Below are 21725 nucleotides of genomic sequence, written 5' to 3'. Positions count from 1 at the left end.
TACATGAAAGGGGGAATTTACCAACGGTAATGAAACCCATCTTCAGAAACAAAAAAGGAGATCACCCTTATAAGTGATCTCCTTTTTTATTTCTGAAATAATATTTCTGCACTAATAAATAATCGCCTGCACGATTATCTTGCCTTCACCCTCTTTCATCCGCACCCACTCATCATTTTTTATGACTGACCTTTTCTTAAGGTTCTTTTCATAAAAGGTGCGATACAATTTTTCCAGATCCCTTCGCTGTCCGCTTACCTGCACCGAAATAATCCGGCCATCTTCATACAACTGGTACGCCACACTCACCTTACGATTTCCTTTCTTAAAAGAGAAATATTTATGTGTCGCCTCTCCCTCACTCACCGAATCGGGCTTTAGCTGCAATACCTTCACCACCGAAGCATTATACTGCTCAAAAACATGAGCATAATATTCATGTACCACCTTTACAGATGATTGGGCAAACACACCAGCAGAAAGGCCCAAAACAAAAAAAATAAATAACGCTACTCTCATAACACTTTATAAAAATGAGGTTTATTCCTGATGATCAAAGGACTATACTTCCACAAGGCCCACACATTCTTTGTCAGTCCCCATACCTGCGCCATATACTTAAAGGGATTCCTTCCCTTAAATAAATTTTCCAGCATACTTCCAAAAAAGAACACCGGCACGGCAAAACTATAATTCAATAATAAAAACAAAAACCAAAATACCCCAAACTGCTTCCTCACCCTTACATGATTTGACAACATCACCTGCAATGCCTTCCTGTCGAACAACCCCTGGTACCCCTTCTCCTCCGAATCAAACGCCTCTCCCGTCGTCTCTCCCTGCAAATGCACAATATTAATATCACCAAAGATCGCCAGCTTTCCAATCCGCTTAATCCGGCTACACCACTCCACTTCCTCCGCATACAAAAAGAAATCCTCATCCATATACCCCGCTTTCTCCAGCGTACTCCGCCTAATCATCAAATACGCTCCGCTGATCCAATCCACCTCATGCACACTACCCGCCTGCTGCACATTTGGCACCTTTGTCTTCATTTTAAAGGCCACCCATCTCAGCACCTTCCCCCAATACGGCAATGGTAGCAAATGATTCAATCCTCCCTTCATAAAATAATTCCCGGAGATCTGCGTACTATGATCCGCGTTCAACTGCTGCACGCCACAAGCCGCGAACTCACTCGCAGCAAACCGCTGCACACACTTGTCCAGCGCACCATTCAATATCAGCGTATCAGGATTTAACAATAATAAATACTCACCACCAGCTGCACGCAAGCCCACATTATTCGCCCGTGAAAATCCACCATTATACCCCATCTCGATCGCCTTCACAAATGGATGCCTCGCTACAATCTGCGCCATGCTTCCAGCTGCCGACTGGTTATCGACCACAATCACCTCGTAACTGATCTCCTTCGTCTGACTAACAATCGTATCAATACAATCATTGATCAGCCCATGACTATTATAATTTACAATAATGACAGATAACTGCATGAACTAAGGTTTAGGTGCAAACAAAAAAGATAATCCACTCACCAGTTTAGACAATGGCCCAAACTTCAACCATCCTTCCGGGAAAATACGCTGCCAGCCCAACACATAATCCGTTACCAGGGGCAAAGGACCCTCATAGCCCGCACGACGTATATCCTGCACACCTTTAATTTTCATATTCCGCATCAGGCGCCAGAAGAAATCATATACCAGCACACTCCTGAAAGGCCCATCCCCCATCTTCTGCAACACATAAAAATACTCCGGTATAAACACCTCCTTTACACCATGCACTTCCTCTGTAATCTGTTCCTTGCCCATCCCTACATAACACAAAGGCTCAGGGATATACGTAAATCCCGGATGAGCATTCAGCAAACGGATATAAAAGTCTACATCCACGGTCCAGCGCACCTTTTCATCGTAGCGGTAGGCAGGCTTATTCCGGTGGATCACCACACTCGGTGGCCCCACAAGATTATCGAACAATACATTTACAGGCGCTTTGGCAAAGGCTTTCCTGAACCAGGCCGGGGAAGTCATCTCCTTTTTCTCACCCGTAAACAGGTAGTAATTATAGTAAGCAGAATAAGCGAAATCGTGTTCCGGATGATCATCCAGGGCCTTACACAAGGTAGCCAGTGAATGCGGATGCATAAACCAGTCATCGTCATGCATGATCTTAATATACTCCCCCTTCGCCAGATCAAGACAGGTATTCCAGTTACCCGGCATACCCCGCGCCGGTATATTTTTATAATAACGGATTGGCAACTCCTCCTTAAATTCATTCACCAGCTGCTCCACCGCATTATCCGGACTATCATCAGTAATCACCACTTCCAGCTCCTTCATCGTTTGGGTAGTCAGTGAATCCAGCAAACGACGCAGGTAATCCACCTGTTTATAGGCAGGAATACATACCGAGACTTTTATCTTATAAGGGTTCTCCATATTCAATATTGTCTTATAGCTGCATAGCCTTTATAGTAAGGCATTATATTTGAAGACAGAGCGCAAGATATAATAATCCGAAATTATGAATACCTTTAATTTTTGGTAGTAAAGGATTTTGGGTCACATTTAAAAAACACAGCTAGCTTTAAATATATGAGTACCATCAGGAAAAAAGGTATCATCACAACATTTTTCATTTATGCCGGATTCTTATTTGGAGCGCTGAACACCTACCTTTACGCCAAGTATTTTATACCCGATCAGACAGGCTTAACCCGTGTCCTGCTTGATATTTCCCTCCTTTTCAGCAGTTTTGCCCTGCTAGGTAGCAATACGATCGTGGTCAAGTTTTTTCCCTATTACAAGAACTATCATAAGGAGAACAATAGTGAGCTGCTCACCATCTCATTTTTCTTTTCGACCATTGGCTTCCTGATTATCCTGCTGAGTTTCACGACGTTTATGAAACCGCTGATCATCCAGAAGTTCGTCGGAAAATCACCGCTCCTGGTACAATATTTCAATCTCGTATTTCCACTCACTTTATTCGCTACCTTATTCCAGGTACTCGAATCTCAAACCTGGACCATCCAGAAAGGGCATGTGGCCAATTTTATGAAGGAACTGCTGTTCAGAGGGCTCAATAGCGTCCTGAATGTGCTCTTCATCGCGGGCATCATCTCGTTCCCCCTCTATGCCAATCTCTTCAGCCTTCAGTACTTTGCGATCTTTGCAGCACTGATTATTTACCTGCTGTGTGTAAGACAGTTAAAAATGTCGTTTAAGATCAGCAGGCTCACCAAACGGCTCTGGAAAAAAATGCTGCCTTACAGCGCTGTCACCTTTGTCAGTAATGTGATTTCCCTGTTGAGTACCACCATGGACTCAATCATCATTTCGAGCTTAATGGGCCTATCTTTTGCTTCGGTATTTATTAATACGCAATATATTTCAAACTTTATAGTGGTTCCCTTCCGTGCGGCACTGAGCATGGCCGCCGGGCCTATTTCGCAGGCCTGGAAAGATAAGGATATGCTCAAGCTGGACCGGATCTATAAGAAAACATCGCTCAACCTGCTCATCGCAGCGAGTTTTATCTTTGCCATCATCATGCTGAACTGGGATGACCTGCTGGATTGGGTAAAACCAGATCCAATGTATCACCTGGGGAAACCCGTGATGTTCTACCTGGGTCTCTACCAGGTAATTGAATTGGGTACGGGGATGAATAGTGCAATCATCATTACTTCCCGGAAATGGAAATTTGAATTGTATTCAAACATCGTTCTGCTGACCCTCACACTACCGCTTTCCTATGTACTCATCAAATCATATGGCATGGTCGGGGCAGCACTCGCTATTCTCATTTCAAGGACCATTTTTAATATCATCAGGTACATATTCCTTTACAAAACTTTTAATTTACAGCCTTTTACAAAGAAGACCATCGTGGCCCTCGTGTTGCCTATGGCCGTGTACCCGCTGGTAGCCTATACGATTCATCTCAAAGATCCTTTCCTGGGCTTAGTCGCAAGATCAACGGCCTTTACAGCGATCTATGGCGTATTGCTCCTGCAACTGAACGTATCCGAAGATGTAATGCAGGTATGGGGTACCGTCAAAAAAAGAGCATTCGCGCTGATAGGCCGATAAGGGGGCTCCAACTGGCTTTCTTACACTCATCACGACTAAGCACAGGAAAATTTAATGGCTATTATTTAAAATAAATCTACCTTTATTTAAGAGAAGTTAACTCTAGGGACAACCTGTGCCAATAGGGCACTTTGTATTCAATCTATACCTTAACATGAAGCATCTCATTATCTTCAGCCTTTGTTTGTTAGTACGGCTGAACGTTTTCGGACAGGCAAGTTTTACAGCACCAGATACCGTATGTATCAATGATCCAGTCTATATTACCAATACTTCAACAGGAGCCAGTACCTATTACTGGAACTTCTGCGGTTACGACCTGTATGGTACTCCTACACTTACTGATCTTGGCAACCCCGGCAACTTGCTCAATACCCCTACCTTCATCACCATCCAGCAGGACAATGGCGTGTGGTATGGCTTTGTATCCAATTTCGGAGTAAATAGCCTCGTACGCCTTACCTATGGGAATAGTCTGCTCAACACGCCAACCGCCGAAGACCTGGGTACTTTCAATGGAATCGTTCCGCAATTTACCGAAGGGCTACAAGTGGTAAAAGACGTAAACGGCTGGCACCTGATCGTCGTAGGCGGTCATACCCAAGCCTTAGCCCGCATCATCAAAGTGGACTTCGGCAGCAGCCTGGGTACTGCCAAAGCCAGTCTGACCGCGACCAACTGGGGCAATATCGGCAACACCCTGAACTATCCCGCAGAACTCACTATCATCCAGGAGGGTGATGAATACTGGGGCCTCACAGCAAACGCCGACGACAACACGATCACCCGTTTTTACTTCGGTAAGGACTTTACCAACGCCCCCACCGCAGAAAACTTAGGCAACGTTACCGGTACCCTGAACTGGCCTTCCGGTATCTACGCCGCTAAATACAACAACAAGAATTACATCTTCGTCACCAGCACCTACTCAGGTACCCTGGTCCGCATGGACTTTGGATCTTCTATAGGTAATACCCCGGTCAGCGTAGACCTCGGTAATGCCGGAGGCGTGCTCACCCAACCCAGGGATGTCACGATCATCAACGATTGCGGTAACATTTACGGCATTGTTGTCAACAACGTCACCCACGATGTTGTCAGGGTCGATTTCCCGAACGGCGTGGAAGGAGCTATTACCGGCTCCCAGCTGAATATTTCGGGTCTTACATTTCCCCACTCTATCTCTACCATGTTCAGAGATGGCGATAACCTGTATTCAATGATTACAGATGCGGCTTCGCATAAGATCTTCAGATTACAGTTTAACAGCTGTACCAATTCCAGCACCCCGTCTTCTACCATTGCCACACCGCCGTCTCCCATAAAATATAATACAGCCGGTACTTACAATATTCACCTGCTCACCAACGAAAGTTTATCTACCCAGTCTTCTTTTTGTAAAGATGTAGTGGTACTGGCACCACCAAAACCAAACCTGGGTAAAGATACCGGTAGCTGCGGCACAAGCCCGGTCACCCTGGATCCAGGCATTGCTGGCCGTACCTATAAATGGAATACCGGTGAGACGACCCGAAGCATCGTAGCAAGTTATACCGGTGACTATATCGTTACTGTGAGCAATGGCTTTTGCGAAGGCAGCGATACCGTACATGTCATTATCAACAAACCCCTGGACCTGTCCAATACCGTGGTGACCAATATTGATTGTGGTATCGCCCTCGGACAAATCGAGGTAATGCCTACCGGTGGCACCTACCCCTACACTTATTACTTTAAAGGCATCAACCAGGGCCAGGATTCCCTGTATCCCAAATTAGACCCGGGGCCTTATGCTGTGAAAGTCAGAGATGCCCTAGGTTGCGAACTGGGCCGGACCTTTACAGTAGTAGAACATACGGCTAACATCATCAGGGCCACCGCAAGCGGCACAAAGCCCAGTTGTTACGATGCTATCGACGGGTCTATTACTATCCAGGTCAATAAAGGCGTACCTCCGTTTGAATATACCATCGATACATTCAAAACTTCGCAGACCACACCTGTGATCACGGGCCTGATGCAGGGGAACTATCATATTTATATCCGGAATGCCGTTTGTATCGATAGCGTAAGCATTGAACTGCCGGCACCAGCACCACTGAAAACAGGCGTATCCATCACCAATGAACTCTGTGAAAGAGGGAATGGTGCCGTGGAAGTAAATCCTTCAGGTGGTACCTCTCCTTATAAATTCTATTGGGGCAGTGACCTGATGAAGCAAACCACTATTTCCAATCTCAGTGCCGGCACCTACTCCATCCTGATCCGGGATGCACATAACTGCCGGCTGGATTCTATCGTGACCATCGAGAACAAGAATATAGATCCTATTCATATCTGGAATAAGGATACCACTATTAATATCGGGCAGTCTGTAACACTGAATGCAGCCAACGGTGTAGACTATATCTGGACACCCGCTGAGAGCTTAAGTTGTGTGGACTGCGCTTCGCCGCGGGCAACCCCCGATTCCACCACTACATATATAGTAAGTACAGTAACTGGCCTGAATTGTATTCCGGCTGACACGGTAACGATCACGGTCACACATTTCAAAAGACTGTTTATTCCAAATGCATTTACACCGAACGGTGATGGACAGAATGATCTGTTCAGGGTGAAAGGATTGGGGATTGCTTATTATAATATAAAGATCTTTAACAGGATCGGAAATGTGGTTTACCAGTCCTCAGATTATAGTAGCGGATGGGATGGGAAAGTGAAAGATGAAGTAGCACCAATTGGTACTTATGTGTACCTGATACAGTATGGGTATTACGGAGATGAGATGCATCCGCAAATGGAAAAAGGAACTGTTACCTTAATACGATAAGGGGAAAATTTCTTTAATAAAATAAAAGTAAAGCCTTCAAATCGAAAGATTTGAAGGCTTTACTTTTGGACCATAACCATTCTTTCTCTTTGTTGTGGCGCTGTAATCTTTACTGATGACTTAATTCTTTACGCCTATCTTTTATAAGCTGATAAAAAGACTTTTTGATCATTGGGATTTTAAGGTAGGGATAAACGTTTTCAGCTTTCTTTCTGCATAATTCATCTAGCCTTTTATCATGCTGATCAATTATTAATTTCAACGACTGCTTATTTGTGACATGTTTTAAAATAAGCCAACGAACAGATGTCGCTGCATGTAAATCCTTCCAGTAAGATGCGTTCCAATCGATGCAAGCATCAAAAAGAAAATCAGGCAATATTCCTCCTTTATAATTGTTGAGGCTATCAGCCAATAAAACCAATTTATCCTCTCTTCCCTTTGCCCGATCAATATGTAAAGGCATTACAAGCACTTCCGCAGCATCATTTTTGCGCTGGGCAGTAGCGACGGTAGTAGTTATCAACAAATACATAAATAATAAATACCTCATGTAATTATTTCACCTTTAAACTTAACCGGGCTAGCACCATTACTATACTTTATTGTTTATAAACTCATTATGATATCATCGCTTTCAACTTCACCTTCGCCTTCTCCACATAAGGAAAATAAAACCCTAAAACTGCGAACCACGCACCCGGGAAATCCATCCCCCTCGCCGCCTGTACCCACAATCTCCGGTTTTCCCAACTGATCTTTTCAATCTGCAATCGCTGCAACCACGACTTACATACATGCGCCTCCGCATTTTCTGCCGGCACATCCAGGCTCACCGGCAATGGCACCTGGTTCACCTGCTCATGAAAGTAGATGGCATTCCGCACCCACTCATCCCCAAAGTTTCCGTTTGAAAAATGCAAAAGATCCACATCATACACAACTGCCACCGTATATGCCTGGGAGATGCGCAAACTTAGATCCAGATCATAAAAATGAAACCCTTTCAGATCCGCAGTATTAAACGGAAACTCCTCCCAGATCTTCTTACGCGTACACAACCATACTCCATCCAGACATTTCACCGGCACCGCCACTCCATTCTTCCCAACAGGGCGCAGCAGGAATTTCCGGTCCTTTCCAGTGAGCAGTCTTTGATATATATTACAACAATCTGCTTTGGGCTGATTCGTCCACCAGCCTGAAATCGTTTTACTTTTATAACGGCTACCGGCAATACCGATCAGGCCCAGTTCTGTATCAGACTTAAAATGCGACAGCACACATTTACCCCAGTCGGCAGTGAGGAATTCCACATCATCATGCATAAAGCAGATGGTATCATACTTCGCACGGGCGGCACCGGTATTATACCCCGCCCCCATGCCCCCTAACTCTTTGGCATTGTCGATGATGATCACTTCATGTTCAACCCCAACAGTGGCATCGATATTTGCAACAACCGTGCGCACGCGCTGGGGATCAATAGAACAGATAACGATAGAAAGCATGAAGCAGTAAACAATTTAAGTTTAACAATGTAGGTGGAAATAAGTAAACAGTGTAAAAATAGAAAAGTGTATCTCCCTCTTTGGTTTAATTTTCGCGAAGGTAAGATTTTAGTCCCGCCCTGGGGCGAACCGGGTTAATATTCATTTAGTTAATCCTCCCTGCTCCAACAAAATACTTCTTCCAGTAAGTCTCATTCAGATCACTGATCATCACACCCGAACTGGTCGAAGCATGTACGAATTTAGAATTATCCAGGTAGACGCCAACATGGGATACCTGCGATTGATTGATCTTGAAAAACACCAGGTCCCCCGCCTTCATCTGCGTATTGCTCACCTTCTTTGATTTGTCATACAATCCTGAAGAGGTGCCTGAAGCGTTCACTCTAAATACCGTGGTCAATAACTGATTGGCAAAATTACTGCAGTCTATCCCTGTCTTGGAACGACCACCTAACTGGTAAGGGGTACCCCACCAGTCCTCAATAAAGTAAAACAGGTTGGCATTCAACACAGTCTCTACCGGTACATCCAGCAGCTGCGCATATTTGAATTGCCACAAAGGGGCATTTTCGACATAAGTACTGGCGGCTTGGGAAAAACTCACTTTCGCATAGCTGACACTGGTAGTCTTAGCATTGCTGGAAGTAGTGAAGCCATCAAGAAATTCCGGGGAACGGCTGGAAGAAGTATTGCTGGATTTTTTGGCGGTAGAAGCATTTTTAATAACAGAACACGAACTTGCTGTTAACAGAAAAATACCGATCATCCAAATAAATCCATTTCTTCCTGGCATATATGCTTAGCGTTAATATTTGAGCTAAATTACTAATAATAATTGTTTTTAAAGTGTTGTACCGCAAAAATCTGAAAGGCACCGCCGCAGGCACATCCATCTCTTGTGGATAATTTTTAGCTAACTTTGTGCCTGAAGAAACGGAATTTTGTGCCATGATTTTCTCCCACTTACACGTTCACACTCAATACTCCCTCCTGGATGGAGCCGCAGATATCAAGTCACTGTACAAAAAAGCAATGGCCAGCAACCAGCCAGCTCTTGCTATCACAGACCACGGTAACATGTTCGGCGTATTCCAGTTTGTGGCAGAAGCATACAACCATCGTCTCAACCCCGAAGATCCAAAAGATAAGCGTCTAAAGGTAAAGCCTATCGTAGGCTGTGAATTCTATGTGGTAGAAAACCGCTTTAAACGTGCCTTTACCCGCGATGAGAAAGATATCCGTAACCACCAGGTGCTCCTCGCCAAAAACGAGGAAGGCTATCGTAACCTCATCAAACTCTGCTCACTCGGTTACATCGAGGGCCTGTACGGTAAATATCCCCGTATCGATAAAGAACTCGTTCTCCAATATCATAAAGGACTGATTGCCACCACCTGCTGTCTCGGTGCCTCCGTGCCCCGTGCCATCCTGAAGCATGGCGAAGAAGCCGGCGAAAAGGAATTCAAATGGTGGCTGGACATTTTCGGAGAGGATTTCTATGTAGAAATGCAGCGCCATGGTATCCCGGAACAGGACAAAGTGAATGTGGTGCTCCTGAAATTTGCAGAGAAGTACAATGTAAAAATAATCGCGTCCAACGACTCCCACTATGTGGACAGGGCCGATGCAAACGCACATGATATCCTGCTCTGTATCAACACCGGTGAGAAGAAATCTACCCCCACCAACAAAGAATTTAATGAAGACGAAGGCGGTAAGAAAAATACCCGCTTCGCATTCTATAACGACGAGTTCTATTTCAAGACCACGGATGAGATGTCTACCCTCTTCCACGACCTGCCACAGGCCATTGACAATACCAATGAGATCGTGGACAAGGTGGAACTGCTGGACCTGAAAAAAGACATCCTGCTCCCGAACTTCCCAATCCCTCCGGGTTTCTTTACCCAGGATCAGTACCTGCGCCACCTCACCTTCGAAGGTGCGCGTTTAAAGTATGCGGAGATCACAGCCGAGGTGGAAGAACGCCTGAACTTCGAACTCCAGGTAATCGAGAATATGGGATTTGCCGGTTACTTCCTCATCGTATCTGACTTCATCAAGGCAGGCCGCGATCTGGGCGTATTCATCGGTCCGGGCCGTGGATCGGCAGCAGGATCGGCGGTAGCCTATTCTATCGGTATCACCAATATAGACCCGATCAAATACGATCTCCTGTTTGAGCGTTTCCTGAACCCGGAACGTAAGAGCATGCCCGATATTGATACGGACTTCGATGATGAAGGCCGTCAGAAAGTAATTGACTACGTAGTAGATAAATATGGCAAGAACCAGGTAGCCCAGATCATTACCTATGGTACCATGGCCGCCAAAATGAGTATCAAAGACGTAGCCCGTGTAATGGACCTGCCGCTGGTGGAATCCAATATGCTGGCCAAGATGGTGCCTGATAAGCCGGGTATCCAGCTGGACCGCATCTTCAATGCCCCGATCGATGAAGGGGATAAGAGCCTGGCTGAAAAAGAAGGCCTGGGTCCGGAAGATCTTGAAAACGTAAGAAAACTCCGTGAGATCATCAAAGGCGAAGACCTGCAGGCCGAAGTGCTCCGCGAGGCCTGCGTACTGGAAGGGTCTGTACGAAATACAGGGATCCACGCGGCGGGTATCATCATTGCCCCCAAGGACCTGTACGACCTGATCCCGGTATCTACCGCCAAGGACTCCGACCTGCTGGTCACCCAGTTCGAAGGTAGTATCATCGAAAGCGCCGGTGTAATTAAGATGGACTTCCTGGGTCTGAAGACCCTCACCATCATCAAAGGTGCCCTGGAACTGATTAAACAAAACCACGGCATAGAAATCTCCATTGATGAAATACCGCTGGACGATGTCCGCACCTACGAGCTGTACCAGAAAGGTGAAACGAACGCTACATTCCAGTTCGAGTCTCCCGGTATGCAGAAGTACCTCCGCGAACTGAAGCCCGATAGGTTCGATGACCTGATCGCGATGAATGCCTTGTACCGTCCGGGGCCACTGGAGTACATTCCATTGTTCATCCGCCGTAAACATGGCCTGGAAGAAACAGTATATGACCTGCCGGCGATGGAGGAATATATGCGGGATACTTATGGGATCTCCGTATACCAGGAGCAGGTAATGTTGCTGAGTCAGAAACTGGCAAACTTCTCCAAAGGTGATGCGGACATCCTCCGTAAAGCCATGGGTAAGAAGCAGAAAGCGGTACTGGACAAAATGAAGAAACAGTTCATGGAAGGTTGTGAAAAGAACGGCCATGATCTGAAAATATGTGAGAAGGTCTGGACGGACTGGGAAGCGTTTGCATCCTACGCGTTCAATAAATCGCACGCCACCTGTTATGCCTTCGTAGCGTACCAGACGGCCTACCTCAAGGCCCACTACCCTGCTGAATACATGGCATCGGTACTGAACTGTGCGAGCAATATTGAAAAGATCACCTTCTTCATGGAAGAGGCGAAGCGTATGGGAATCGACGTATTGCCGCCGGATGCGAATGAATCTTTCAAAGGTTTTGCGGTAAACAAAATGGGACAGATCCGTTTTGGCCTGGCTGGCCTGAAAGGTGTAGGTGAAGCTGCGGTAGAAAACATCCTGGAAGAGCGTAAAAAGGACGGTCCGTTCAAAGATATATTTGACCTGATCAAGCGCGTGAATCAGCGTGCGGTCAATAAGAAATCGCTGGAAGCCCTGGCCATGTCCGGAGCCTTTGATTGTTTCCCGGCATTGCACAGAGCACAGTACTTCTTCAAGCCGGAGAACGATACTACCACAGGATTGGATAAGATCGTGAAATTTGGTAACCAGGTAGCAGCGGGTGCATCCAATATCGGTAGCTTGTTTGGGGATGAGGATATGCCGGCCATCGAACCACCGAAACTGCCAAATTGTGATCCATGGCCGCTGATATTGAAGCTGAACAATGAAAGAGAGGTGACGGGGATCTATATTTCCGGTCATCCCCTGGATGATTACCGCTTCGAGAGCAGGTTTTACAACATGAACAGGGTATCAGAACTGGTTGAATACCAGGCGGATATTACAGCTCCGGGTGGTGGCAAGCCGGGCAGGGAAAAGAATTTCAGGCTGGCGGTGTATGTAACAGGGGCGCAGGAGCGCATATCCCGTAACAACAGGCAATTTGGTATCATGACGGTGGAGGATTATAGCGGGAAGTTTGAGTTTGCGCTGTGGAGCGAGGACTTTATCAGGTATGCGCCTTATCTGAAAACGGGTTTATGTCTGTTTATCAACGGAGGTTTTAAGGCAAGACGATTTAATGATAGTGAGTATGAGTTCAAGGTGAATAGCATCCAGTTACTACAGGAAGTGAAGAAAACGCATACGAAAAAGGTGGGCCTGGTAACCATGCCGAAATTTATAACGCGGGATCTGGTAGACTTTTTGGTAGATAATATTAATAAGTATCCTGGTTCGAGTGAGTTGTTTTTGCAATTGGTGGATAGGGATAATGATTTGCAGGTAAAGATGCATACGTTCAATAAGCATATTGAGATGAATGATGAGCTGGCGCACTTTTTATCCAAGCAGCCGGATATGGATGTGTATATAGAGACTGCGAAATAGGTATTTATTTAGCCAGGCCGCAGGCACTTATCGGATCCGCTATACAGTTGCCTACGGTAATTACACAGTGGATCCGGTCCTTTTTGAAAGTAAAAAATGGCAGCAATACACGGTACCAAAAACCAATAATGCGGACAAAAGAACCAATTCGCCGGAACTTGATATATGTATAGAAACTATCAATAAGTATCCGGTAAAAAATACTGTAACTTGCATCGTAAATAATCGATATAACGATTTGCAGAACATGCCGAAAAAGCAGTAATTTGCGCCCGGTTTGATTCTTGCAGAGTTAATAACAAGATTTTAAAAATTTTATAAATACTAATAACATGGCATTAGAATTCACTGATTCCAACTTCCAAACGGAAGTGTTGAGCTCAGATAAATTGAGCGTAATTGATTTCTGGGCAGAATGGTGTGGTCCTTGTCGCGCTATCGGTCCGGTGATCGAAGAGCTGTCTAAAGATTACTCTGGTAAGGTTAATGTTGGTAAAGTAAATGTTGACCAGAACCCTCAGTTATCTATCAACTACGGAATTACAAGTATTCCTGCAATTCTGTTCATTAAGAATGGTCAGGTGGTAGATAAACAGGTAGGTGCTGCGCCTCGTTCAGTATTAGAAAAGAAGATTCAGGCGAATCTGTAATCTTTGGCAATAAATTAATTGTAAGGAGGGCGACTCGGATGAGTCGCCCTTTTTTATTGACCTTGTTTTCCTCTCCCTTCTTATTCGCTTCTTCTGCTCTCCGTCTTCACCTAAGCTTCGCTTAGATCAGTTCATTATAAGTACACTTCTATATCACCAATATATCACTTCATTATCCCAGGGATATTGAAGTGATATACTGGTGATCTTTTAATGAACTGATAATGTAATACATGAACAAGGTTCGCACTGAAGACGATGGCCCTCCTCAGGCCATTTCCCCTTCCTTAAAAACACTCAATACGAAATACTGCAGGATCGCGTTTAAAAGGTCGTGACTCAAATTCATTTCCCCCGGCCACAAGCCACTCCTGCCGCCGTTGATGGCTGAAGCCGAAAGCACCAGCCATCAGCGGCGGCCATTTTCGGGGAACTAAAATGCAAAATGAGCCAACACCGTTTTAAACAATAGGAAAAAAACGCGGTCAAACTGTCGAGAGCCAATTAATTGCTACAGAACCACTTTTCTAAATCGCAGGCAACCATTCCTGGATAATTCCGTACTATAAATAGTGGGGAATTTATTCAATATGACACCCTAACTTTTGGAAATTATAGCCAAGGTGTGTAACAAAAGATTGTACCTTTCCCCGAATTTTCGGAAAAACAGCCGCTAATTTTAACTTTCAAACTTGAACTTTGCGCAATTTTACCCTTTTTATCCTAACCGTCTTCCTGTCATTACCTGCCCTGGGCCAGCGCCAGTGTGGCTCCGAAATTGCCGCGCAGGAACAGATTAAGGAAAATCCTTCTTTGCAGGTACTGCGTGACAAGATCGAAGCACGCAACCGCTCAACAATCACTACGCTCAAAACAACCAGAGCAGCAGCCAAAACTACCGCTACCTACAACACCGTTACCATCCCTGTAGTCGTTCACATTGTATTGCAAAATCCAAATGTCGTAACCGACGCCCAGGTGCAATCCCAGATCGATGTACTTAACAAGGACTATGCTGCACTCAATACCGATACCAGCATTCTCCCCGCTGTCTGGAAAGAGCTGATCGGCAACGCCAAAATCCAGTTTTGCCTTGCACAACGTACTCCTGCGGGTGAGGTAACGAATGGGATAGAGCGTATAACTACTACAAAATCAAGCTTTAGTATCAGTTCTGCAGCCAAGGCAGTAAAGTTCACCAGCACCGGTGGCGCTGCCCAATGGGATGGCAATAGCTACCTCAATATCTGGGTTACCCACCTCGAAAGTGGCTATCTCGGTGTCGCTACCTTCCCCGGTTTATATGCCAGCAACCAGCAGGGCGTCGTAATTGATTATGCCGGTTTCGGTACCACAGGTACCGCCACCTCTCCATATAATAAGGGTCGTACTGCTACCCACGAAATAGGGCACTACTTCAACCTCCGCCACATCTGGGGGGATGAAGATGCCTGTGCCGCCGATGACGGTATCGACGATACCCCCAAGCAGGCCAAAGCCACCTACGGCTGTCCTGCGTGGCCACAGGTTGACATGTGTGCAAGCAGCAATCCAGGGTATATGTTCGAAAACTACATGGACTACTCAGACGATGCCTGCCTGGTACTCTTCACCACCGAACAGGTAGACGTGATCCGTACCACCCTCGCGAGCGACAGGCTTACCCTGCTCAGCTCCGAAGGCTGTACCCCCCTGAACCTGAAAACACTGGATGCGGAAGTACAAAACGTCATCTCACCTTATAAGCAACAATGTGATGCCAGCATTACGCCATCTGTACTCCTGAAAAATATGGGGCTGACCACCCTCACCAAAGTCAATATCAACTATCGGACAGACGATGGCAGCGTGTATACCACTGCCTGGGCAGGTAGCCTCGCAGCATTGAAAACAGACACCGTCACCCTCTCCACCAGTTCTCTCGATGTAGGTGAGCATATCCTGCAATCATGGACCTCCCTTCCGAACGGTGCTGCTGATAATGATGCTACCAACGATACTGCCTGGACTACTCTGAGCTATTATAACAATATCAGCTTCCCGCTGAAAGAAGGATTCGAGAGCAGCACCTTCCCGCCTGCCGGCTGGGAAATCAATAATCCGGATGGTTCTTATACCTGGGAAAGAACAGCTGTGAGCCGTGGCGATAGTAGTTACTATGCCCTCGTGCTACGCAATTTCGCCTACCAAGTGAACGGGGAGGCTGACGATATCCGTACCCCCACCATTGACGCGGGAGGCGCGGACTCCATCTTCCTCTTCTTCGATGTGGCCGCAGCGAGTTATACCAACATCACCGATACCTCCAACCATTTCTGGGATGGGTTACTGGTGCTGACCACCTCCGACTGTTCCCTCACCTACGATACCCTGTACAACAAATTGGATCCAGCCCTGGTGAGCGTCAAGGCACCGGTGAGATCTGAATTTGTACCTACCGCCAGCCAATGGCGCCGGGATTCCGTCAACCTGACCAGTATTATAAAAAAAGGACAGTTCAGGGTGGTATTCAGGAACATAGCGAATAGCGAAAACAATATTTACCTGGACAATATCAATATCGTCACTAAGTCTACCCTCCCTTACCTGAAAGAAAAGGGCATTACGGTAGGCCCGGTGCCAACTTCCGGGGCACTCTACGTGACCTTCCTGGAAAAGCCGGACAACCTGGATTACATAGGTTTATACAATACTTCGGGGCAAATGATCGCCAATCAGCGTGGCTCCAATATCGACGGCAGCAATCGTTTTACTTTTGATTTGGTAAATGAGCCAAATGGTGTTTATTTTGTAAAGTTAATTTACCGGAATACTAAGGCAAAGACTTACAAGATCATAAAAGTGAATTAAAGGATGACTACTCAAAACGATTATCCTGCAGTGGAAACGCTGTTGCAGGATGCCAGGCTGGATAAAGCATTGAAGAACATTGGAGAAAAAGTGCTCGCCAAAGAGCGGCTGACTACTGATGAAGGTATACTGCTGTTTGAAAAAGGCGAACTGGGCTATGTGGGCGCGCTGGCCAATTTCGTTAGGGTGCGTATGCATGGAGATAAAACCTATTTCAACAGGAATTTCCATATTGAGCCGACAAACGTTTGTATCTTCACTTGTAAATTCTGTTCATACTCAAAGCTTTATAAGCATAAAGAAGAAGGTTGGGAACTGAGCGTAGACCAGATGCTGGACATCGTAAAGAAATATGATGGTCAGCCGGTTACCGAAGTACACATCGTAGGCGGTGTGCATCCGAAAATGAACCTGGACTTCTTCGTAGAACTGCTGGAAAAGATCAGGGCACATCGTCCGGATTTACATATCAAAGGATTTACGGCGGTGGAGCTGGACTATATGTTCCGCAAAGCCAAACTGAGCGTACAGGAAGGGATGAAGAAGCTGTATGATGCCGGCCTGCAGTCAATGCCGGGCGGTGGTGCGGAGATCTTCCATCCTGATATCCGTGCACAAATCTGTCATGATAAAGTAGATGCAGACGGCTGGTTAGATATTCACAGGGCAGCGCATAACCTGGGTATGCATACAAATGCGACCATGCTGTATGGCCATGTGGAACAGTACTGGCACAGGGTAGATCATATGGAAAGGCTGCGCCGGTTGCAGGATGAAACCGGTGGTTTCAATACCTTTATTCCGCTGAAGTTCAGGAATAAGGATAATGAAATGGAGCATGTGGGTGAGGTATCTGTGATTGAGGATCTGCGCTTGTACGCCATCGCGCGTTTGTATATGGATAATTTCCCGCACCTGAAAGCTTACTGGCCAATGCTGGGCAGACAAAGTGCGCAGCTTACGCTGTCATTCGGGGTGAATGACCTGGATGGCACCATTGATGATACCACCAAGATCTACTCAATGGCGGGTGCAGAGGAACAGAATCCAAGTATGAATACCGCACAGTTGGCAATGCTGATTAAGCAGGCAGGTAGAAGACCGGTGGAGAGAGATACTGTTTACAATGAGATAAAAGATTATACAGATGTCGTTTTTTCTGACGAAGAATTAATGGCTAAATAGAAAGCAAAAAAAGAGGGCTGATTGCTTAGCAATCAGCCCTCTTTTTTTAAGGCGGGTTATGACTGTACTGACGTATAATCATAACCCGTAGTTTTTTTAATTCAATTCTGCTATCGTAAACGGCTTTTGTCTGCCTTTATACTTCTTCCTCACTTCCTGTATATCCTTATCCGTTACCTTCGATCCCTGGTTACTCCAGCAATTTCTAATGAAGCTAATTACCTCCGCAATGTCCTGATCATTGTACTCATCATTGCTACCAATCCCCGGCATATCTGCACTGATCTCAGGTGCTTTATAGTGTTTTCCATTTACATCAACAGGTCCGGTAAGGCCATATAACACAATGGAAATCAGCCGTTTCTTGTCTCCAGTTACTAACTGTGACTGGTTCAGTGGCGGCGCCAGAGATTTGATTCCATCCCCATCTTTTCCATGGCAGGTCTGGCAGATATTTGCAAATAACTTCGCTCCTTTCGGGTATTCTTTCACGAGCGCGTCGCTCATTTTTGCTTTGCGATGTACTTCAATATCCTTCATGATAGCATCGAGATGCCGACGCATTGCCAGTGTAGTATCCCCATTAATTTTAATGAGCTGCGCCAGCAATTGTGATTCCTTTCCACTGTTATTATTGATGATCGCATCTGCAACATAACGGTCATTGGCATACCGTGTCATCAACTTCGTTTGCAGGTCTGCGCTATTAGGCAGATATGGTAAAACCAGCGCGATGTAAGGTGCCAGGAATACATTCTCCTGCAGGGCAGTCAGCGCAGCGGTGGCAGCCGGCACCTTTACAGAAGGCAGGGCTGAAATCGCCGTCGCCTGTAAGTAAGGGTTCTGCTGGTGCAGCAGGAATTCTATTTCTGCTGCCTGCAAAGCCCCCAGACCTTCCAGGGTCCACATGGCGTGCATGGTACCGTAAATACTGCCATCCTGGTGCAGGCGTTCTTTCAGTTTCGGAATCAGTTGGGTATAGTGATGGTCAATGATCATTTGCTGTGCCTTATCCCTGATCCAGCCGTTCGGACTATCTAATAATGCCAGGAGCTTGTCAGGATTATTGTCCAGCGCTACTGGTTGTATTTTCGCCCCGGCAGGAATAATGCGATAAATACGACCGCAATTGAGCGGGTTGGTCAGGTTACGGCTTTTGATCTCATTTTTCAGGTAAGGCGTCAGGTAGGTCTTATGCTGAATGATCCCACGGTACATATCTACAATATAAAGGGCACCATCCGGCGCATCGTACAGGCTAACGGGGCGGAAACGCTCATCATCACTAACCAGGAACTCCTTCTTCTGGTAAGCCTGGCGGCCTTTCACCACGTACCCGCTATCCTGGATGATATTGCGCTTAACCAGGTTACCGCAGGGCTCTGCCACGAAAATATTGTTATCGTATTGCTTGCCTAAAAGACAGCCTCTATATACAAGCGGACTACAGGCGGCCGTCATTTCTACCAGGCGAAGACTATCATCCAATACTCCTTTCATATAGCCCCGGTTCACACCCGGTGTTGGGTGATTAGGATAAACGCGGTTGTCCGGAACAATCTTCTCATCATAACCAGCTACTGTTTTCTGGTTAGGGTTGCGGGCACCCAGGCCGGGCGGGAAATAATCGCCGAGCACATTTTCAGAGTTATTATTTGTGAATAGTCTGCCGTAATTATCCTGGGATACGCCCCACTGACCACGGAAATGGGTATCCTGTTTCACCCATTTGCCATTTATCTGGCGGTAACGTTTGTCGGACTTGGCATTATAGATCCAGTTATCCATGGCACGGAGCAGGCCGTTTGGCTGGTGTTCTACATTACCTCCTTCAGTATATTTATCATCGATCAGGACGCGCTTGCCGGCAACATCATTTTTGACAGGCACATACCAGAGTTTTGGTGGCTCAGCCAGCAGGAAACCTCCGGGTACCAGGCAGATGGCACGGGGCAGGATCAACGAGTCAATGAGCACTTTGCGGGTATCAGCAATTCCGTCATGGGTGGTATCCTCCAGGATCACCACTTTGCCATTGGGTACCTCTTCGCCGGTACCAACGGTATCGGGCATATACCCCATCATTTCTACCACCCACATACGACCTTTGTCGTCGAAGGTCATGGCAACGGGCGTTGTGATCAAGGGTTCCGACGCAACAAGCTGGATTTCAAGTCCTTTTTCCAGCTGCATGTGTGAGAGGGCGGTTTTGGCATCCAGTACAGGGGATGGACCGAGTTTTTGTCTCATAGCTGTGGAATCTGCATGATCTTTCGCAGGTCCTGGGCCGGTACAGGCGGAGAGCCAATAGGCGGCGGCCAGGAAAAGTGTCCAATTTTTCATTTATGAAATCGATTGAAATTACAATGTAGATATAAAATTATATTAATTGCGGGTGTTTTTGATGGGGGGTAAATGGATGGAAGAGTAATTTTGGTCAGGTTCCTTTCATTGCATGTAATCGATTTCTATGTATCTTCTCCATTTTATGATTCCCATCATTTTTAGCCAAAAATCCTCATTTTTCAGCCCCTTAGCAGCCGAATGGTACCAATTTCCCCCTATTAATTTCCTCATTTGTTTTTATCTTCGCTCCTTACTAGATCTAAATTAGCTTATGGGACGTTTTCAGGGCCTTTTTGGTATTATCCTCATCCTGGGACTTGCTTACTTATTTTCCAACAACAAAAAGAAGATCAATTTCCGTCTTGTATTTAGTGGTATCGGATTACAGGTAATAATTGCCCTGCTGGTATTTAAGGTACCACCCGTGTTTCGATTTTTCCAGCTATTAGGTAAAGCAATGGGGAAACTGGAACAGTTTGCCCGTGAAGGTGCGGCTTTTGTGTATGCTGGTATAGCGGTAAAGCCTACTCCTGATACGATCAGTGATTACGCGCAGAGTGGTTTCGTATTTGCGTTCAATGTAACTGCTGCGATTATCCTGGTATGTGCGCTGGTAGCGATCTTTTATCACTTTGGTATCATGCAGCGCATCGTAGCTGTGATAGCTAAAGCCATGAATGTAGTGATGCGGGTGAGTGGTGCGGAAGCACTGAGCAATGTGGCGAGTGCCTTTGTGGGGCAGATTGAAGCCCAGGTAATGATCCGTCCTTACTTACCATATATGACCAAAAGTGAGTTGCTGGCTTCGATGAGTGGTAGTCTGGCCTGTATTGCGGGCGGGATCCTCGTGGTTTATTCCAATATGGGATTATCTGCGGGTATGGACCTGGCACCGATGCTGATCACGGCCAGCCTGATGGCGGCACCGGGTGCGCTGGTGATTTCCAAGATCGTGTTTCCTGAAACGGAAGAATCCCAGACCATGGGGGTTGTGAAACTGGATGTAAAAAGTCATTATGTAAATGTGATCGATGCGATCTCTCATGGTGCCAGTGACGGCTTTAAGATTGCGATGAACGTGATTGCGATGATCATTGGTTTCATTGCCCTGATTGCGTTCCTGGACTGGGGCCTGCTGAAGATCGGGCATATCTTCAACCCGGAGTTTAACCTGAGCCTGAATTTTATCTTTGGTAAATTGTTCTATCCGGTAGCATGGGCAATGGGTGTTCCGAATGGCGATGTGAATAGTGTGGCGACCTTATTAGGTCAGAAACTGACGGTGAATGAGTTTATTGCATTTAAGCACCTGACAGACAAGACGATCCCGGTGGTTTCTTCCAAAGGGCTGCTGATTGTGAGTGTGGCGATTTGTGGCTTTGCTAATTTTAGTAGTGTAGGTATGCAGATTGGTGGTATTGGGGTATTGGCGCCTGAGAGAAGAGGAGATCTGGCAGCGCTGGGCCTGAAAGCCCTGTTCTGCGGTACCTTGGCTTCTTATTTATCAGCAACGATTGCTGGTATCCTGATATAATCTGCATAATAATACTTTCATGAAGGAAGGAATTCACCAAAGGGAATGAAAACCTTTTTTCGGATAAAAAAGGGGGCAGCCGACGGTCGCCCCCTT

14 protein-coding genes are annotated in these 21725 nt (G+C 46.1%); 7 read left to right on the top strand and 7 right to left on the bottom strand.

What is annotated here, in order from left to right:
• Nucleotides 1-111 precede the first annotated feature (111 nt).
• The 3 genes from U0033_RS01120 to U0033_RS01110 are packed head-to-tail and all read right to left on the bottom strand — an operon-like array spanning nt 112 to nt 2474.
• Nucleotides 112-519: a hypothetical protein gene (locus U0033_RS01120; RefSeq protein ID WP_072357373.1), complete on the bottom strand. Its 408-nt coding sequence runs from the start codon at nt 517-519 to the stop codon at nt 112-114.
• On the bottom strand, nt 516-1520 hold the full coding sequence (locus tag U0033_RS01115; RefSeq protein WP_072357372.1) for a glycosyltransferase family 2 protein: 1005 nt from the start codon (nt 1518-1520) through the stop codon (nt 516-518). The genes U0033_RS01120 and U0033_RS01115 overlap by 4 nt, the downstream gene beginning before the upstream one ends.
• A 3-nt stretch (nt 1521-1523) precedes the next feature.
• Nucleotides 1524-2474, bottom strand: a complete 951-nt coding sequence (locus tag U0033_RS01110; RefSeq protein WP_072357371.1) for a glycosyltransferase family 2 protein — start codon at nt 2472-2474, stop codon at nt 1524-1526.
• A gap of 156 nt (nt 2475-2630) precedes the next feature.
• On the opposite strand from U0033_RS01110, the gene U0033_RS01105 reads away from it, so the two are divergent.
• Together U0033_RS01105 and U0033_RS01100 are read left to right on the top strand one after the other, a co-directional pair.
• Nucleotides 2631-4130, top strand: coding sequence for an oligosaccharide flippase family protein (locus U0033_RS01105; RefSeq protein ID WP_072357370.1), 1500 nt, complete (start codon nt 2631-2633; stop codon nt 4128-4130).
• A gap of 154 nt (nt 4131-4284) precedes the next feature.
• Nucleotides 4285-6963 carry a T9SS type B sorting domain-containing protein gene (locus U0033_RS01100; RefSeq protein ID WP_072357369.1) on the top strand — a complete coding sequence of 893 codons (2679 nt, stop codon included), beginning with the start codon at nt 4285-4287 and terminating at the stop codon, nt 6961-6963.
• 109 nt (nt 6964-7072) lie between these two features.
• Here the strand turns inward: U0033_RS01100 and U0033_RS01095 are convergent, their stop codons facing one another.
• From U0033_RS01095 to U0033_RS01085, 3 genes are all read right to left on the bottom strand, one after another.
• A complete protein-coding gene (locus U0033_RS01095; protein WP_143150619.1) occupies nt 7073-7516 on the bottom strand; it encodes a hypothetical protein in 444 nt (147 codons plus the stop codon).
• A 67-nt stretch (nt 7517-7583) separates the two neighbouring features.
• Nucleotides 7584-8474, bottom strand: coding sequence for a glycosyltransferase (locus U0033_RS01090; protein WP_072357367.1), 891 nt, complete (start codon nt 8472-8474; stop codon nt 7584-7586).
• Nucleotides 8475-8619: 145 nt separating this feature from the next.
• On the bottom strand, nt 8620-9270 hold the full coding sequence (locus U0033_RS01085) for a C40 family peptidase (RefSeq protein ID WP_083571354.1): 651 nt from the start codon (nt 9268-9270) through the stop codon (nt 8620-8622).
• Nucleotides 9271-9425: 155 nt separating this feature from the next.
• Here U0033_RS01085 and dnaE point away from each other — a divergent pair, with 155 nt between their 5' ends.
• The 4 genes from dnaE to mqnE all read left to right on the top strand — a co-directional run bounded on the left by dnaE (nt 9426) and on the right by mqnE (nt 17749).
• A complete protein-coding gene (gene dnaE, locus U0033_RS01080) occupies nt 9426-13064 on the top strand; it encodes a DNA polymerase III subunit alpha (RefSeq protein WP_072357366.1) in 3639 nt (1212 codons plus the stop codon).
• Nucleotides 13065-13396: 332 nt separating this feature from the next.
• Nucleotides 13397-13714: a thioredoxin gene (gene trxA, locus U0033_RS01075; protein ID WP_072357364.1), complete on the top strand. Its 318-nt coding sequence runs from the start codon at nt 13397-13399 to the stop codon at nt 13712-13714.
• Between the two features lie 699 nt (nt 13715-14413).
• Nucleotides 14414-16564: a M43 family zinc metalloprotease gene (locus U0033_RS01070; protein ID WP_083571353.1), complete on the top strand. Its 2151-nt coding sequence runs from the start codon at nt 14414-14416 to the stop codon at nt 16562-16564.
• A 3-nt stretch (nt 16565-16567) separates the two neighbouring features.
• A complete protein-coding gene (gene mqnE, locus U0033_RS01065) occupies nt 16568-17749 on the top strand; it encodes an aminofutalosine synthase MqnE (protein ID WP_072357363.1) in 1182 nt (393 codons plus the stop codon).
• Nucleotides 17750-17845: 96 nt separating this feature from the next.
• Here mqnE and U0033_RS01060 read toward each other — a convergent pair whose 3' ends face one another.
• Nucleotides 17846-20092: a DUF7133 domain-containing protein gene (locus U0033_RS01060; RefSeq protein ID WP_072357362.1), complete on the bottom strand. Its 2247-nt coding sequence runs from the start codon at nt 20090-20092 to the stop codon at nt 17846-17848.
• 274 nt (nt 20093-20366) lie between these two features.
• On the opposite strand from U0033_RS01060, the gene U0033_RS01055 reads away from it, so the two are divergent.
• Nucleotides 20367-21629 carry a NupC/NupG family nucleoside CNT transporter gene (locus tag U0033_RS01055; protein WP_072357361.1) on the top strand — a complete coding sequence of 421 codons (1263 nt, stop codon included), beginning with the start codon at nt 20367-20369 and terminating at the stop codon, nt 21627-21629.
• Nucleotides 21630-21725 lie beyond the last annotated feature (96 nt).

The sequence above is a fragment of the Chitinophaga sancti genome (assembly GCF_034424315.1).
Taxonomy (GTDB): domain Bacteria; phylum Bacteroidota; class Bacteroidia; order Chitinophagales; family Chitinophagaceae; genus Chitinophaga; species Chitinophaga sancti.
The sequence above is the reverse complement of the archived record's forward strand: the minus strand, read 5'-3'. Positions and strand labels throughout refer to the sequence as shown.